This is a genomic window from Listeria grandensis (assembly GCF_014322885.1).
Lineage (GTDB): Bacteria > Bacillota > Bacilli > Lactobacillales > Listeriaceae > Listeria_A > Listeria_A grandensis.
Genome location: NZ_JAASUG010000013.1, coordinates 1 through 16824 on the forward strand (window position 1 = coordinate 1; position 16824 = coordinate 16824).

Genomic DNA, 16824 nt, shown 5'->3' on the forward strand with positions numbered 1-16824 from the left:
ATTCCACAGTAGCTCAGTTGGTAGAGCAATCGGCTGTTAACCGATCGGTCGCAAGTTCGAGTCTTGCCTGTGGAGCCTTATTTTTGTTTCAGGGAATATTACGTGCTACTGCTTCCATAGCTCAGTAGGTAGAGCACTTCCATGGTAAGGAAGAGGTCACCAGTTCGAATCTGGTTGGAAGCTTGTTAGAAAATGAGATATACGAAGGAGTTTGACGGTTTTTCGTTAGACTCCTTTTTTGTTCTGGTCACCATTTGGTCACCGATTTTTGTATCTTACTATTTGGGTCTAAATCATTGAATGACAACGGTTACATATTTTTGTACTTATTATTGCGATTTTATGTCATGAGAACGGAACTTCTGCTTATAAAAAAGAGGAAAGAAGGAATGTTTTATGAAAAGCTGGGGAATCAAAAAAATGGAATTACAAGCAGATTTAGATAACGCTCAGGAGTTACTAAACCAGCAAATGGCAGCACAATTGGAAAAAGAGAAGCAGGATGCTGCGACAAAAGAGCCGTGCAGGAACTGTTTGTGAATAATGATCCGTTGACGAACCAAGTTAAAGCGACAACGAATCAAGACACGATTGCGGAAGCTCGGAAGTTAGTAGATGGTGTGCGTGACGGGGCACTCAAAAAAGAGCTACAACCCTATTTTGATATTGCAAAGTCACTTTTAAAGAAGCAGGATGAAATGCAGGGGGAAATAACGACACACGATTATGTCTTGGGTGTTGATCGTTATGTGACGGGGACATACGTAGGAGATGTGTCATTTATCACTGTTACAATTGATGGTAAGGAGTACAGAGGTGGGACGGTGATCAATGGCGAATTTAAATTTTATACTTTTGATAAGATTCTGTTTGCGACAAGTGAGGTTATCGTGAATGCCTACAATGCTTCGAATGAGTTGCTGGATACAAGGAGCGTAGTGCTGAAATCTAGTGTTGATTTGACGAAAGGGCACGTGACATTAGCTACTTTTACGATTGGGGATAAAAATATTACGGGGACATACGCGCATGATGTGAAATCATTTATTGTCACTGTCAATGGTACGAGTTATAAAGGTGGTACATTCCATGGTGAAAGTGGATTCAAATTCTATGTTCTAGATAAAATTAAAACGGTGGATGATATTGTGACTATTCAGGCTTTGGATAAGGCGAACAAAGTGCTAGATACGAAATCAGTGATGGTGAAAGCTGCGAATGTTACAACGATTGGTTCGGTGACGCTAGACATATTTACAATCGGTGATAAAAATCTTATAGGGACATATACGCATGACGTGAAATCAATTATTCTGACGGTAAATGGCGTGAATTATAAGGGCGGAACATTCCATAGTGATGGCACTTTTAAATTCTATGCTATCGATAAAATTAAGAAAGTCGGAGATATAGTTTCACTGGAAGCTTTTGATAAGTCTGGTAAATTGTTAGATACAAAAAACGTGATATTAAGTATGAAAACAGCGATTAAATAACTGATATTAGTGACTTGGCTAATACTATTTATACAGCTTTTGGGCGCTTTACCTATGTATTGAAATGTGCTATCATGGAGACACCTTTGGTACTATATAGATGTTGAATGGAAACATACTGGAGGGTTAGTGTTTTGTGATATATGGAAAATTGCATTATATACTGTAGTGAGATGGAAGGGGAATGTTGAAATGAGTGCACGTTTTAATCTTATGAAAGAAAATCCAGAAGTTTATGCATTGCTCGGTAAGCTTGATACGCTTGGACGGGAAAGTAGCATTCCGAAGAAGTTGCAAGAATTGATTAAAGTTTATGCGTCGAGCTTGAACCACTGTGCGTTTTGTATTGATATGCATACGAAAGAAGCATTGGAGAATGGCGAAACAGTGCAGCGTGTTATAGGAGTGAATGCTTGGCGTGAAGCCCCATTCTATACGGATAAGGAACGTGTGGTTCTGGAACTGGTTGAGGAAGTAACTTTTATTCATCAGCACGGCGTTTCAGACAAGGTTTATGTGGAACTTGAGAAGTATTACAATGAGAAGGAAATTGGCGAGTTGTATTTGTTGATTACGACGATCAATGCATATAATAGACTTGGGGTTATGAGCCGTTTGCAACCAAAAGCCGATAAATGAAAAAATGGGGGGATTTACCGTTTTTAATGGTGAATCCTCTTTTTACTCTTTACCTTCTTTGCAAAATATGCTATCATAAAAGGTAGTCAAAATGAGGACGGTTTTAGGAGGAAAGAGCATGAATACAGCGTTAACAATTTTACTTGTAATTATATCTATATTGTTAATAATCGTAGTTGTTCTTCAACCAGGTAAGAGTAACGGGTTATCCGGAGCTATCTCTGGTGGAGCAGAAGAACTATTTGGTAAACAAAAGGCAAGAGGACTTGAGCGTATATTACATCGCACAACGATCGTTTTAGCGGTTATCTTCTTCGCAATATTGATTGCTTTAGGATTTTTCTTGTAATTTCAAAAGCAATGATGACTCCACCTAATTTTTTTGGGTGGAGCTTTTTGTTGATGGGGCTGTAGTGAGTATAGCCCCAGATGAGTGTGAGCGCAGGGAAACCATATTCAAAGCTTGATAAGTCTCTAGCACCTTCTTTTTGAAATTTAGATGCGGAGGCGGTACACTGGATGTAATGATATTTTTAGAATGAAGGGGATTTTTTGATATGAAGATGAAGGCGCCAGAGCCATTTTTATTTGAGACGGGAAAGCGTGCGGTATTGTTGTTGCATGGCTTTACGGGAAGTTCGGCGGATGTGCGGATGTTGGGACGGTTTTTGCAGGATAATAATTATACGTGTTATGCGCCGCAGTATAAGGGGCATGGGGTGTCGCCTGATGTGCTTCTGACGACGGGACCTGATGATTGGTGGCAGGATGTGCTCGCGGCTTATGATCGCTTGAAATCGCTTGGCTACGAGGAGATTGCGGTGGCTGGGCTGTCGCTTGGTGGGCTTTTTTCGTTGAAGCTAGGGGTTAATCGGCCGCTTAAGGGAATTGTTGCGATGAGTACGCCGACGCGGATGGATAGTTCTTCGCCGATTATTCAGGGCTTTTTGGATTATGTGCGTAATTACAAGAAGTATGAGGGGAAGACGCCGGACGAGATCGATGCGGAGATGTTGGCATACAAGGATGCACCAATGGATACGATTGCAAAATTGAAGGATGAGATCGAGGACGTGATTCCGCAGATTGACATGATTTATGCGCCAATCATGGTTGTTCAAGGAAAAAAAGATCAGATGGTGGATGTAAATGGTGCGGAATTGATTTATAATAAGGTAGAGTCAGATCAAAAGGAACTGAAATGGTACGAGAATTCTGGACATGTTATTACGATCGATAAGGAAAAGGCGCAGTTGCAAGATGATATTTTGGCCTTTTTAGATACGCTGGATTGGCATGTTTAAGTTTTATGAAGAGAGAGGAGGGAAACAATGAAGAAAATAGAAGATAAGATTTTAGATTTTATGAAGGAATCACCGAAAAAGACGTTTTCACTGGATGATTTAGAGGTGGAGATGGCGTTGCAAGATGCGGATGATTTTAAGGCGATGGTGAAGTCGCTTGTTGCGATGGAGGATCGCGGGGATGTGATTCGGACGAAGAAGAACCGTTATGCTTTACCGGAGGAACTTGATTTTGTGAAGGGGACTTTCCGGGCACATGAGAAGGGGTTTGGATTTGTGCTTCCTGAGGAACAAGAGATGGATGATATTTTTATCCCGCCAACGCAGGTGAATAATGCGATGAATGGGGATATAGTTTTTGCTAATATCACGAAGATTAAGGGTGACAACTTAGCGGAGGGCGCCATTCACAAAATTGTGGAGCGGAAGACGTCGCAAATTGTTGGAACTTATATGGAGGATTTGATTGGGGACCCGATCGTGATTCCTGATGATAAACGTACATTTGGTCAGGTGGAGGTGGATCTTGAAAGTGGTCTGAAACCTGTGGATGGACATAAGGTGATCGTGGAATTGACGGATTATCCTGAGGGGCGCAACCGTGCACGAGGGATTGTCAAAATGATTATTGGCCATCGTAATGATCCAGGTGTTGATATTCTATCGATTATTCATAAGCATGGGATTCCGATTGCGTTTCCGGATGAGGTGATGGAGCAGGCGAATGCGGTTCCGGCAGAGATTTCGGAAAGTGAGATTGGGGCGCGACGCGATTTGCGTGATGAGGTCATTGTTACGATTGATGGCGCGGATGCGAAGGATCTTGATGATGCGGTGACGGTGACAAAACTTCCCAATGGCAACTATAAATTAGGTGTACATATTGCGGATGTTAGTTCGTATGTGACGGAAGGTTCGGCGCTTGATCGTGAGGCATTTGATCGGGGAACGAGTGTCTACTTAGTGGACCGGGTTATTCCGATGATACCACATCGTCTGTCGAACGGGATTTGTTCGCTAAATCCGCATGTGGATCGTTTTACGATGTCTTGTGAGATGGAGATTGATGGGACGGGGACGGTTGTTTCGCATGAGATTTTTGAGAGTGTGATTAAGACTACGGAACGGATGACTTATTCGGATGTGAATGATATTTTAGTCTCTGAGGATGCGGACTTACGCGCGAAGTATGCCGCGATTGTCCCAATGCTTGAGGAGATGCATCATTTGTCGCGTATTCTGAATAAGAAACGGGACGCGCGTGGAGCCATTGATTTTGATTTTAAAGAGGCACGCATTGTGGTGGATGATGAAGGTCGTCCGACGGGTGTTGTGACGCGGGAACGTTCGGCTGGTGAACGCCTGATTGAGGAATTTATGCTAGCCGCCAATGAGACTGTTGCAGAGCATTTTTTCTGGATGCAGGTACCGTTTATTTACCGTATTCATGAAAATCCGCGGGAAGAGAAGTTGCAACGTTTCTTCGAGTTTATTACGAACTTTGGCTTGATTGTGAAGGGAACGGCGAATGATGTTCATCCGCGGGCTTTGCAGCAAGTTTTGGAAGAAGTAAAAGGTAAGCCAGAGGAAATGGTGGTTTCGACGATTATGCTTCGTTCGATGCAACAAGCGAAGTACGATACGGCAAATTTAGGGCATTTCGGTTTGTCGACGGAATACTATACGCATTTCACGTCGCCGATTCGTCGGTATCCGGATTTAATCGTACACCGCCTGATTCGCGAGTATTTGATTCACGGGGATATTGATGAGGGTACGCTCGCAAAATGGGCTGAACGCCTTCCTGAGATCGCAGAGCACACTTCTAAAATGGAGCGTCGTGCGGTGGAGGCTGAGCGTGAAACGGATGAGTTGAAGAAGACGGAGTATATGGTGGACAAGGTTGGTGAAATTTTTAAAGGAATTATTAGTTCGGTGACGAATTTTGGTCTGTTTATTGAATTGCCAAATACGATCGAGGGTCTTGTTCATGTGAGCACGATGAAGACGGACTACTACCAATTCCACCAAAATCAATTGGCGATGATCGGTGAGCGTACGGGCCAAGTTTATCGGATTGGTGATGAGGTCGAGGTCGAAGTAACGAAGGTTGATGTAGATCACCGCGAAATCGATTTTGCGCTTCGTAGTCCTGGTAAGGAGACGCCAGGCTTTAAGCGGAATAAGAAGCAGCTCGAAGTCTCGAAGTCGTTCAAGAAAAAGAAAAACCGCCCAAGTGGTGATAAAAAACGGAAGGATAAGGACTCGTCTAGCAAGAAGGAAAAGCAAGATAACGAATGGTCCGGCCAACCGAAGAAGAAAAAGAAAAAACCATTTTACCAAGGTGTGGCGAAGGGCACGAAGCCAAAGAAACCACGTCGTTAGAAGGGAAGATGTATCATGCCTAAAGGCGATGGACGTTTACTAGCGCAAAATAAGAAGGCGCGTCATGATTATGCGATTGAGGAGACTTTTGAAGCTGGGATTGTGCTTCAGGGAACGGAGATTAAGTCGGTCCGTAACGCACGCGTGAATTTGAAGGATGCGTATGCGCGAATTGATCGTGGTGAAATTTTTCTGCATAATATGCACATTAGTCCGTATGAGCAGGGAAATCGCTATAATCATGATCCGCTTCGGACGCGCAAGTTGTTGTTGCACAAGAAGCAGATTAGCAAGTTAATCGGTGAGACAAAAGAGGCGGGGTACTCGATTATTCCGCTGAAAATGTACATCAAGGATGGCTATGCTAAAGTGTTGATTGGTGTGGCGAAAGGTAAGAAGAAATATGATAAGCGTCAAGATTTGAAGAGCAAAGAAGCGAAGCGTGATGTGGAGCGGGCGTTTAAAGAAAGACAACGATAAGTTTCGGAGACTATTGTGGGTGAGATGCCGCTCGTGATTGGCTGTAATTTGCCATTTGTGAGCCTCTCGTGTATAATATTAGTTACTGTCACGTTTGGTGTTTCGCAAAAGGAAGCATTTTTCTCGTGGTACGCCGTTTGAGCGGCTATATCACGGGGACGTTACGGATTCGACAGGGATAGTTCGAGCTTGGATTGCGAGTCGGGGGGATCGGCCTCGTTACAAACGTCAAAGCCAATAATAACTGGCAAAACTAATAATAACCTAGCTTTCGCTGCCTAAGAACAGTCGATAGCTGATCCTCCGTGCATCGCCCATGTGCTACGGTAAGGGTCTCAAATGAAGTGGGATACGATTTCAAGTCTCCGTCTGGGGCTTGGAAGAAGAGATGAATCAGACTAGCTTTATGGAAGCCTGTTGTCGGGCTGATGTATATGCGAAATCCTAATACGACGACTACGCTCGTAGAAGTCTAAGTGCCGTTATTTCTGGACGTGGGTTCGACTCCCACCGTCTCCATTTTTGGAAGATTAAAGAAGAATATTGTTTAGGAGGAAACCACTCTTGAGGCGTTGATATGAGACGTTTTAGGGGTGTTTTTTTATTTTTATAAAAAGGATAGAAAATGATAGAAATGAAAAACTTTTGCCACAAATTTGCCACGCTTTTTCAACTAACATCGTATAATTGTTCCATCACATCATCCACTAATCGTGATTCTTTTTGTTCAAGTTCATCAATTATATGACTATAGATTTGTAACGTAGTTATAATATCTTTGTGACCTAAACGTCTAGATATATATTTTATATTTACGCCCCTGTATAAAAGTATGGATGCATGAGAGTGTCGTAAACCATGACTTGTTATTGTTTCAACATTAATTTTACCGCAGAATTTTTTTAGTGTTTTGTTTACGGCATGATTTGGTTATCACTTCTATATACAGTTTAAGGATGTTGTATCTCTTCAAAAAATATTTAATCATAAAGATCAAAAAGAAACATTAATTTATATTGGTATACAGCAGGATGAGTTAGACAGTAAGATGTTGAAGTTTAATTTGTAAATAGGTAATTGTTTATATAGAACTATGTTTGGTACAATTGGATACAGAGAGGTGTGTGAAAATATGAGTTTTGTATCAATTGTAGGAAATAAAAAATTTATTAATGTGGTGAGTGACGGGCTGGCTGTTTGGCCAGATAGAAGGGAGCAAAATTTCAAGAAATTCAATAAAATTAAAGGGAAATTTTTCATTGCATATGCAGGCAACGTAACAGTTTGTTTGAGTGTTCAGGAACAGGTTATAGATATGTTTAATTCAGGGAAAACCTTAGAGCATGTGATTGATACAGTATCCAGAAATTTGTCTCGCACAATCTACAACGAAAATAATAAAGCCATGATTTGTATTGGAGGAAAGAATACTAAAGGCAAATTAGTGTTTGCCACAATGTCAAATAGGCCATACAGTAAATTGCATAGGCTGATTTGTGATACAGATGATATTAAGTATGCTTTTTTACAGCATCATGAAGGTAGCGCGGTAGCTGAAAAAGAGTTTTGTAGGCTTGCGCAGGAGAGTGCCTCTACTTCATCAAAAAGAATGCTGCAAACTCAAAAAAAACTGAGTGTGTACATGTCAAAGTTAAATCCAGATACAGTTAATGAAATAACATTTAGTACAACAATAATTGCTTAAAACAGTATCTTTATAAAGTTATTGTATTCCATTAATATGTATTTAAACTGGAAGGCTGTTTCATAGATTAAGGTTTATTGATTATACTATACGAAAGGATGGTGCATATGTTAAAGAGATTATTAGCGCAGAAAAAAATTGCATACACGCTGGGAATTATATTTATGATTGGAGTCGTATTATCTGCACTAATGGCTGATAAGGAGACTCTAAAAGGTTTTTTGTATAATTTAGGGGGAAATATCTTTTTTCTTTCAATTGAATTAGCATTTGTCGTTATTATTTTTGATACTTTGATTAGTGAATATGAAGCTAAGGCAGAATTTGAAAAAGAGTTGAAAACATATTATTTAATTGTAGGGAGTCGACATAAGCATTTTGTGCGTAGACTGAAATATAGTGTTGCAGGACTTTTATTAACCCAGCAATTTTCAGAATCCGAAATAGATGAGAAATTTAAAGATATTGCAACAAACTTGGATAAATACGTAAATGTTGATTTTCTTGAGAGAATTGATAGTATACCAATTTTGAACCCAGATCTTAGCACAAGCGAAGTAAAACAAAATATACTTGCAAAAGGATGGCGATTTGGAGATACGGTACGGCTAGATATACATCAATATATAGATAGGTATTTGAAATATATACCGTTGGTAGTGGATCAGCACATTTCAAATATTGAGGTCATTGTTCAAGAGGACATGCTGTTTAGTACAACAATCCCAGAGATTTATAGAGTAAGTGTTGGATCTCAGCCTGTCCTTGATATTGCCGATAATTTGGATGATTTTAAAGAGAAATTAAACAAAATAATTAATTCAATAGAAGCATTGGATCAGAAGATGAAGTGATCAATCTATCAGGAGTATTCTGAATAAATGTCTATTCAAATGAATAGCGTTACATTGGTTTGACTAATCTATGATAAAGCTTTGTGTTTGAACGAGATTGAAGCTATTTCTAAAAGTTACAGAATCTTAGATATGTTACATTTGTGGGCTGGTAATATAGTAGTGCTGCCATATATTATAGTACATATGGATAAGCGGGTAGAAACCATTGGAATGAAAGGAACCTTTTTGGTATAGTTAGAAGAAAAGGAGATGGACTCATGGAGAAAAAATTAATTTTTATATCCCATATTACAGAGGAAAAAGATATAGCACTAAAGTTGAAGGGAATAATTGAGAAGAGTTTTTTGGGGATGATAGATGTATTTGTCTCTAGTGATGATAAAGATTTAACTATGGGGAGTAAATGGTTAGGGCAAATTTCTACTGCTCTAGAGCGCGCGTCAGTTGAAATAGTTATTTGTAGCCCGTATTCAATAACTAGACCATGGATTAATTTTGAAGCGGGAGCTGGCTGGGTAAGAAATATACCTGTTATCCCGTTATGCCATTCTGGCATGAAGCGTTCGGAATTACCAGTTCCACTAAATCAATTACAGGCTGGGGAAGCCAAGGACATTAATTCTATACGGGGTATATTATCTACAATTTCAACCAGCTTAGGAAGCTCAGTACCAGATATAGATCTTAGTATATTTTTAGAAGAGATTGAGATTTTTGAATACGAGTATACTTTTTTAAGTCGAGCTTCTACAGTGCTAAGCGAATTAAATAATATTGTGCCTATTGTAGATCAGCTGAAGGCTAATAAGGAAGCGGACGTTTTTCAAGTTCAATTAACTGATAGCGAAATTATGCAAATTCGGGCTTTAGAAAAAACAATGGTAGAATTAGAATTATTAAACATTCGATCTAACGCAAGAGGGGCTGCCCATACTACGGTTCAAGGAACTGTTAGAGATATGGAGATTGTAAAACTTTCTAAATTTAATGATTTTGTTCGTAATACAGAATCGTTCAACGCAATAAGTTGATTGAAGGAACCTTTGGGTTCTTTTTTTGTTGCCTATTTTCCAGAAAGGTTGTGATATGTATTATGAAGTTAACAGCAAAGTTATTACAATACATTCTAACAGGTCAACTTATCAGGTTTTATAAAACGAAGGAATGGAAGACGCTGCGAGAGATTGCGTTGAAACGAGACAACTACGAGTGCCAGTGATGCAAGAAGCGTGGGCTTTATGCGAAAGCGGATTGTGTCCATCACTTACAATATGTAAAGGAAGTGCCAACGCTAGCATTGACTTTATCCAATCTCGAAAGCCTATGGGCTTGATGGTTGTTTTAATGATTTTTGCGGTTGCCCTACCGACAAAAGCCGCGGTGAATATTCAAAAGCAACACATTAACGGTTTACCTAAAACAGCGTATGCGAATGGTGTAGGTAAACCAAGCATGATTGTTCTACATGAGGCGGCAAACAACAGCGCAACGATTGAGAATGAAGTGTCTTACATGTCTCGAAATTGGCAAAATGCGTTTGTGCATGCCTTTGCGAGTGCTAGCAAGGTAATCGAGATTGTCGATACAAACTACACTGCATGGGGTGCGGCTCTGTAGCTAATCGATATGCGATTCATGTGGAGCTCGTACGTAAAGGGAATTTTACAAAAGCGTATGGAAATTGGTTGGATGAAGCTGTTTATTATGCCAAGCAATACAACATTCCAATGACATTTAACACTGGGAAAAAGGGTTTTGTGACACATGCATGGGTGAGTGATCAGCTCGGCGGCACTAACCATCAAGACCCAATCGCGTGGTTAAAACAAAATGGTGTATCCATGACACAATTAGAAAAGGGTTTGAAAGCTAAATATCGAGGGGATACCATTGTTTCACCAAGCACGCCCCCAGTGACAGAAACACCAAAACCAAACGTGCCAAGTAACATTGTGGTAGGTGCAAAAGTGAAGGTCTTGCCAAGTGCTAAAAAGTACGCTACGGGACAAGCTATTCAAGCCTTTATTAAAGGTAGCCAATACACAATTTTACAAACGAAAGCGGATCGCGTGCGACTCTCAGGGATTAATTCTTGGGTTTACAACCGAGATGTCGAGGTGATGAAGGCAACAGTTGCACCACCTGTTACGTCCAAAAAGGTCTATTTACCAGCTACAGCGAGTACATGGCGGATTTATGGACTTACGGTTAGCCCTATTAAAGTGAATACGAAAGCCTTCTTAAAACCAGCAAAGTTTGGAGGATTAAGCTATACCATTCTAAAAAAAACGTGGTTCAGATGTATATGAAATCCAAACATCTCAGTTTGGAAGAGTGCAAATTTATGCTAGCCCAACCACAGGTGCAACGATCAAATAATGAGAAATAATGTGCAAAGCTCTTATCCTTTTTCAAGGGATAGGGGCTTTTTTTATGTGCAGAATATGGTATGATTGGAAGAAGAATATAACAATTGGAAAGGATAGGGGATCATGGCAACAAAATAATGCACTGAAAAGAAAAAGCAACCAAAGATTTAAAAATGAAGAATGTCGGCAAGGAAATAGGCTGGGGAATAACTAAAATTCATCTTTAAAAACTTAGAAATAGAAAAGTATGAATAGATAAGCCATTATGAAAAATAGATTATACAAAATTACTATTTTTCTCATTTCAAAACCTACAGCATCCTAATATTTTTCATATTTACGTAACATTTGACATATCAATGAAATCATTATATACTCAAAATTGTAAAATACAGAAAAAAAGGAGAATGTATTATGTTGAAAGTATTGAGCAAAAAGAAAGTAAAAATGTTAGCGGTAGCAATGTCTTGTTCATTTGCATTTACAGTTGCATCCCCAGCTTTAAATGCCCATGCAGAAGAAAATTTGGAAGATGTAATGCTATCAGTAGAAACAAACCAATTCGATGTGGATGCCTCCCAAGCAATTTCTGAAATTGATAGTGTAGGGGTAGAAGAGATTGTAAGCGAAGATGCACCAACCACCTCAAACGTGCAACTACTTAGAGCAGCAGCTTATAAAAATAAGACTTATTCTTATAAAAGAGGTGGCTTTGCTGCGTGGTGTAGAGATAATATAAGTTATAAATATAATGGAGTTACAGTGTCGGAAAATAGTAAGTGGCAGGAAGCTGGCTATATTTTCCCAAATATTATTTCAAAAAAAGGAATCAAAATCGTTGCCACTGGTACAGGATACAGGGATTATAGAGGCACAAAAACATATAAAATTGGAACGCCAAGTCCGTGGGGAGATTTTGCCTTCAGCGCATTTGATAAAACAGATCAATACAGAGTGAAATCCAACGGCTCTGGTTATCTGAAATAAAAAGGTTTTAAGGTTCGATTAAGTGAGGCAGTTGCAATGTGTATTCTTAAATTTGCAACTGCACTACTTTTTAAAATATTGATTAGTGGAGTGGTAAAATGCTAGAAATTATTAATTTAGAAAAGCATTATAAGAATAAAAAAATATTAGCAGGTTTTAATTTAAAACTTGATTCCAAAGGTATTATTTTTTTTCTAGGGAAAAATGGAGCTGGAAAGACCACTTTTTTTAATTGTATTATGGGTTTTGAAGATTACTTAGGTGAGATTATCAAGCCTGTAAACATTGCAGCCGTTTTTGATGAGTCACAATTGTATAGCAATTTAAATGCATATGATAATATAAAATTATTGGTTGGAAGAGATTTAGAACAAGAGGAGCGGGTATTGCTACTGAAGTACATAGATGATAGCGTGCTAGATAGAAAAATAGGATCGTATTCACTAGGGCAAAAAAAGATTCTATCTATTTTTATTGCCATATTTACAAAGCCAGAAATGCTAATATTGGATGAAGTATCTAATGGTTTGGATTATGAAACGGCAAAGAAAGTTAAAAATTTGTTAATATCATGCAAAGATAAAATGCTTGTTTTAGTATGTGGGCATCAATTTGATTTTTATAATCAAATCTTGGATGAAGTTTTTGTAATAAATGATATGCAACTAATTCATGTTGATATAAATAAGTTTACAGATTTGGAGAGCGTATATGAAAAGTATGTGGGCTAGTGTAAAGATGCAATTATTTTATCAATGGAAGGCAAAATATCTTATTTCATTATTTATATCTCTTATTGTGATGTGTGTATTTTCTAGCTATACACAATACAGTTCGCTCCATCAAAAAGAAAATCGATTTGATATAACAATGGAGACGTATGAACAAGATGGAATTACCTTGAAGCAGGCACTTTCAGAGGAGTTGAAGATTAAGAAGGATGGTAATTCGGAAGAGATAAGCAATGCATTAAAATATGATTATTACCGTGTTATCGCGGCAAAAGTAGCATTAAACCCCTTAAATGCGCCCAATCAAATTTTTACATCTATTGCAATTATAATCTTACCCATTCTTTTTGGAGTATATAGCTGTCATGTTGCCTTTTTTGATTTTAAATATAGAACGATTAAAAATCAGTTATTATTAAGAGGTTATAAATCTTTCTATTTTAGTAAGCTTATATCTATTGCGATTGTTGCTGTCGCTACTGCTCTGATTACAATACTGCTTTCGATAGGAGTACAGTATTTATTTAATTTATTAGCAGGTGTTCAGCCTAATACAAGTGTGAACTACTTGTCGAAACTACCCTTACAGTTTTTTTATCAGTCATTAGTTTTTATTTTATTTGGAACTTTTTTCTTCACACTAACCATTCTGATTCGTTCAACGTTAGTAAGCATAGTCATGTTATTTTTATACATGTTTATTGTACCAAATTTGGGCGGTTATGATCTGAAAAACTTGATGCTTCTTACAATATCTAAAATATACAATACCTCAGCCTCAACAATGGAAGTGGTATCAGGAGTGAATACAAATATTATAGCTGGTTACTTGATTGTTATAACTGTGTGTATTGTGTTTACAATTATTTCTTACAAGTGGAATGAAAAAAGGTTATGTCCTAAACTTTGAATCGGATAATATTGGAATGATTTCCACTAAGTTGCTGCAAAAATGTATGACTATATTGAATGTTTGAAAATATAGAAAGCTAGGCATCTTGCCTAAAGCATCTGATACAAGTGGAATTGGATTAATTGAGGATTATAAAAAGCAGTTATTAAAGAAAAAGTAGTGCTAAAATCATTTGCCACAGATTTGCCACAAGGGTGATTTATGGGATAGTACAACCATTGGTACGAGTACCTTTGATGAACGAGTTATACGGTCACCGTCTCCATAAAACAGGGAATATGAAGAAATTCCTAGAAAACACCTCAAAAATTAGATGTTTGGTCTAACTTTTGAGGTGTTTTACTGTATGCAGCGCTAATGTTATTGCTTAAATGAAAAAATAAGTATTTACAACGTATTCCAAACATGGTATTATAGTTCAAGTAATCAAGGTTACCAGTTCGGATCAGATGATTCATAACAGGCTACTAGTTTCAACCTGATTAGTAATTAAATATAGTCTGGTGGTTATTGCGAGAAGGTCACACCCGTTCCCATCCCGAACACGGAAGTTAAGTTTCTCAGCGTCGATGGTAGTAGGGGGCTTCCCCCTGTGAGAGTAGATCGTTGCCAGGCAAAGTTGCATAATAGTCTATGAATCGTAACGGATTTGTAGGCTATTTTTTTGTGATTTAAAAATGGGAATGGAGATGGCGAATTGGATTTAGTTAGTATTAAAAATATTCGTATTGCAAACTCCGGTTTAGGCAATGCTTTTGGATCAGTGAATGAGTGTGTGGAGGCGCTGATTGGTATACAGGCACAGTATCAGCAGTTTGGTGAGATTAGTCTGTTTCATCGGCTGGGTGAATTGGATAAGGATATTTTAAAAAGGAAATATGATGATAACGAAATCATTAAGTTGTGGGGACAGCGAACAACCGTGCATCTTTATATTCCGGAAGATTGGAAAAACTTAAGCGCGATTTATGCGCCGAGAAGGACGTGGGTTCGAAAACATTGTGAGGAATTGGGGGTGGATCTCGATTCTCTTTTGGAGCAAATGGATAGTCTTGGGAAATCGAAGCGCTTTGTCCCGAAAGAAGAATTGGCGGATTTGATGGGAGACCAAGCTAAGAAATTGATGACTTGGGGTGGCGTTTTGATTGAAGCTTCTTTGAGGGGGCAAATATATGCTGTGCCGGAGAGTCCGAAAACGCGGTTTTATGCGCATAGGAAGTGGATCGATGACGCGTCGCTTGCAACTTGGCAAGCGAGTATAGACAAGTCTGCGATTGATCGGTTTTTGTATCGCTATTTTTCTTGTTACGGGCCGGCTACGTTAGAGGATTTCAAGCATTGGAGTGGCTTGCCTAATTATGCTTTCTTGGACGCTTTTAAAAGGATTGAAGAGAACTTGGAACGGTTTGAGGTTGCTGGGAAAATGTATTACATTCCTGAGGAGGCGCTTTATTTGGAGCGACAAAATGTGATTTCTCAGGTGAAATTGTTGGGGAAATTTGATCCGCTTTTTGTGAGTTATGCGGACAAGGGCTGGTTTGCGGATGCTATGTATCAAAAGGAAATCTGGCGAACGGCGGGACATATCGAGGCGGTGATCTTGATTGATGGGGAGATTCGTGGGACTTGGAGATACTTGATCAAAGGAACGAAGATTCAGTTTACTTGCTATTGTTTTAGTCGGATTTCTGTACGTGATCGGAAAAGAATCGCGCTTGAGGCAGAGCGGTTAGCGTTATTCCTCCAGAAAGATTTAGCAGGTATCAAATACGAATAAAAACACAATCAGACTCCACTGCTAAGAATGCTGATTGTGTGATGGTTTTATAAAAATGGATTTTCTGACCAGTACTGGAGTGGTAATTCCATGCGTACCGTTTTGTTTGGGTCGACAACTTGGCAGATTCGAAGGTCGCCGGCTAGTGATAATAGCATGATGGCGTCAGTAGCTGTAATTGTGTTTGTACCTATTAAAAGTTGAACCATGTTTTTAGTTGCTATTCGACTGGCATCGTCGAGCGTTGGAGCGGAAGCAATCGTGATGATCTTATCTTCGCTAATGAGGCTCGGTGTTGGCCATTTTTTATTTTTTACAACTTGGAGGCGGATCGTGACTTGGCTAGCCATTTCTGCGCCTGAAACAGATACTTCTCCATCGGCCATTGCGGCATGGACGTCACCAAGAGCGAGAAGGGCGCCAGAAACGTTGACAGGAAGGAATAGTGTTACACCTTCTTTAATTTCCTTGCAGTCCATATTGCCACCGTGTGCGTCTGGTGTGCCACAGGAAATTGGATCACCAGCTGGTGCTGTGCCGATAACGCCGATCATTTTGTTTAATGGAATAGCAATATCGCTTGCAAAAATAAGTTTGTCATTTAGAATTGGAAGGCGTCGGATGGTATTGTTCGTCAGTTCATCACCAAGTACGCCTAGGCCAGGGCCCGTTAGCATGGTCGCTTTTCCAATTAATTGAATTTTCTCTATAGTAACAGCCAGAATATCACCAGGCTCGGCGTCATTTATAAAAATGGGGCCAGTTGCTGGATTTATTTTGTTCCAATCAAGTTGATGGAAAGGCTGATCTTCCGTTTTAATTTGGTTTTCAAAGCAGTCAAAGGTTTCAACGGTAATTACTGCGCCGTTATCGACTGTCATACTCGGTTTGGCATTCTTATCCATCGCATAAATAACGTGTTGTTTCATCACAGGATGCATTTAATTTTCTCCTTTCTTTTTTAATGGTAGTACTTCAAGCAATAAGAAATAATTATATTATTTGATTACTTTGATAAAGTATAGCATCTCCGTAAATTGATGTACATGGACATATTGTGAACAGTTTGAGTCAGATTGTTTGCTTTTCTCCATTTTTTTGGTTAGAGGGCCAGATGAAGTTTGGAGATGTTGGAGTGATGCCGTTTCTGAGTTCTTCTTTGCGGATTTTAAAATGAGAAA

Annotated in this window: 17 protein-coding genes, 2 tRNA genes, 1 rRNA gene, 1 other RNA gene and 3 pseudogenes; 22 read left to right on the forward strand and 2 right to left on the reverse strand. The window is 39.0% G+C overall.

Going from position 1 to position 16824, the window contains the following annotated elements:
• Positions 1-2 precede the first annotated feature (2 nt).
• The 10 genes from HCJ54_RS13845 to ssrA all read left to right on the forward strand — a co-directional run bounded on the left by HCJ54_RS13845 (position 3) and on the right by ssrA (position 6826).
• Positions 3-75: transfer RNA gene (locus tag HCJ54_RS13845), tRNA-Asn, on the forward strand.
• A gap of 35 nt (positions 76-110) precedes the next feature.
• A tRNA-Thr gene (locus HCJ54_RS13850) sits at positions 111-183 on the forward strand.
• Between the two features lie 213 nt (positions 184-396).
• Complete coding sequence (locus HCJ54_RS13855) at positions 397-540, forward strand: hypothetical protein (RefSeq protein WP_187138070.1); 144 nt, start codon at positions 397-399, stop codon at positions 538-540.
• On the forward strand, positions 537-1496 hold the full coding sequence (locus HCJ54_RS13860) for an immunoglobulin-like domain-containing protein (RefSeq protein WP_187138071.1): 960 nt from the start codon (positions 537-539) through the stop codon (positions 1494-1496). Before HCJ54_RS13855 ends, HCJ54_RS13860 begins: the two co-directional genes overlap by 4 nt.
• A gap of 192 nt (positions 1497-1688) precedes the next feature.
• On the forward strand, positions 1689-2135 hold the full coding sequence (locus tag HCJ54_RS13865; RefSeq protein ID WP_036065872.1) for a carboxymuconolactone decarboxylase family protein: 447 nt from the start codon (positions 1689-1691) through the stop codon (positions 2133-2135).
• Between the two features lie 118 nt (positions 2136-2253).
• Positions 2254-2484: a preprotein translocase subunit SecG gene (secG, locus tag HCJ54_RS13870; protein WP_036065738.1), complete on the forward strand. Its 231-nt coding sequence runs from the start codon at positions 2254-2256 to the stop codon at positions 2482-2484.
• A 208-nt stretch (positions 2485-2692) separates the two neighbouring features.
• A complete protein-coding gene (locus HCJ54_RS13875; RefSeq protein WP_187138072.1) occupies positions 2693-3439 on the forward strand; it encodes an alpha/beta hydrolase in 747 nt (248 codons plus the stop codon).
• Positions 3440-3466: 27 nt separating this feature from the next.
• Complete coding sequence (rnr, locus tag HCJ54_RS13880) at positions 3467-5824, forward strand: ribonuclease R (RefSeq protein WP_187138073.1); 2358 nt, start codon at positions 3467-3469, stop codon at positions 5822-5824.
• Positions 5825-5839: 15 nt separating this feature from the next.
• A complete protein-coding gene (gene smpB / locus HCJ54_RS13885; RefSeq protein ID WP_036063106.1) occupies positions 5840-6304 on the forward strand; it encodes an SsrA-binding protein SmpB in 465 nt (154 codons plus the stop codon).
• A gap of 154 nt (positions 6305-6458) precedes the next feature.
• Positions 6459-6826: a transfer-messenger RNA gene (ssrA, locus tag HCJ54_RS13890) on the forward strand.
• Between the two features lie 147 nt (positions 6827-6973).
• Here ssrA and HCJ54_RS13895 read toward each other — a convergent pair.
• Positions 6974-7231 (reverse strand): annotated as a pseudogene (locus HCJ54_RS13895) (tyrosine-type recombinase/integrase); the annotation flags it as partial.
• On the opposite strand from HCJ54_RS13895, the pseudogene HCJ54_RS15515 reads away from it, so the two are divergent.
• The 12 genes and pseudogenes from HCJ54_RS15515 to HCJ54_RS13945 form a co-directional block, all read left to right on the forward strand.
• Positions 7230-7373 (forward strand): annotated as a pseudogene (locus HCJ54_RS15515) (site-specific integrase); the annotation flags it as partial. The pseudogenes HCJ54_RS13895 and HCJ54_RS15515 sit on opposite strands and share 2 nt — an antisense overlap.
• A 63-nt stretch (positions 7374-7436) precedes the next feature.
• Positions 7437-8009 carry a hypothetical protein gene (locus tag HCJ54_RS13900; protein WP_187138074.1) on the forward strand — a complete coding sequence of 191 codons (573 nt, stop codon included), beginning with the start codon at positions 7437-7439 and terminating at the stop codon, positions 8007-8009.
• A gap of 107 nt (positions 8010-8116) precedes the next feature.
• Positions 8117-8863, forward strand: a complete 747-nt coding sequence (locus HCJ54_RS13905) for a hypothetical protein (protein WP_187138075.1) — start codon at positions 8117-8119, stop codon at positions 8861-8863.
• Between the two features lie 260 nt (positions 8864-9123).
• Positions 9124-9897, forward strand: a complete 774-nt coding sequence (locus tag HCJ54_RS13910; protein WP_187138076.1) for a toll/interleukin-1 receptor domain-containing protein — start codon at positions 9124-9126, stop codon at positions 9895-9897.
• A gap of 62 nt (positions 9898-9959) precedes the next feature.
• Positions 9960-10082, forward strand: a pseudogene (locus tag HCJ54_RS15520) (HNH endonuclease); the annotation flags it as partial.
• A 2-nt stretch (positions 10083-10084) separates the two neighbouring features.
• Positions 10085-10483, forward strand: a complete 399-nt coding sequence (locus HCJ54_RS13915; RefSeq protein ID WP_187138077.1) for a hypothetical protein — start codon at positions 10085-10087, stop codon at positions 10481-10483.
• Positions 10465-11175, forward strand: coding sequence for a peptidoglycan recognition protein family protein (locus HCJ54_RS13920; protein WP_187138078.1), 711 nt, complete (start codon positions 10465-10467; stop codon positions 11173-11175). Before HCJ54_RS13915 ends, HCJ54_RS13920 begins: the two co-directional genes overlap by 19 nt.
• Before the next feature lie 474 nt (positions 11176-11649).
• Positions 11650-12222, forward strand: a complete 573-nt coding sequence (locus tag HCJ54_RS13925) for a hypothetical protein (RefSeq protein ID WP_051998430.1) — start codon at positions 11650-11652, stop codon at positions 12220-12222.
• A gap of 98 nt (positions 12223-12320) precedes the next feature.
• Positions 12321-12953 carry an ATP-binding cassette domain-containing protein gene (locus HCJ54_RS13930; RefSeq protein ID WP_036065742.1) on the forward strand — a complete coding sequence of 211 codons (633 nt, stop codon included), beginning with the start codon at positions 12321-12323 and terminating at the stop codon, positions 12951-12953.
• Positions 12934-13863 carry an ABC-2 transporter permease gene (locus HCJ54_RS13935; protein WP_187138079.1) on the forward strand — a complete coding sequence of 310 codons (930 nt, stop codon included), beginning with the start codon at positions 12934-12936 and terminating at the stop codon, positions 13861-13863. Before HCJ54_RS13930 ends, HCJ54_RS13935 begins: the two co-directional genes overlap by 20 nt.
• Before the next feature lie 502 nt (positions 13864-14365).
• Positions 14366-14481: ribosomal RNA gene (rrf, locus tag HCJ54_RS13940) — 5S ribosomal RNA — on the forward strand.
• Between the two features lie 82 nt (positions 14482-14563).
• Complete coding sequence (locus HCJ54_RS13945) at positions 14564-15643, forward strand: winged helix DNA-binding domain-containing protein (protein WP_187138080.1); 1080 nt, start codon at positions 14564-14566, stop codon at positions 15641-15643.
• A 47-nt stretch (positions 15644-15690) separates the two neighbouring features.
• On the opposite strand, the gene HCJ54_RS13950 is transcribed toward HCJ54_RS13945, so the two are convergent.
• A complete protein-coding gene (locus HCJ54_RS13950; protein ID WP_187138081.1) occupies positions 15691-16584 on the reverse strand; it encodes an acetamidase/formamidase family protein in 894 nt (297 codons plus the stop codon).
• Positions 16585-16824 lie beyond the last annotated feature (240 nt).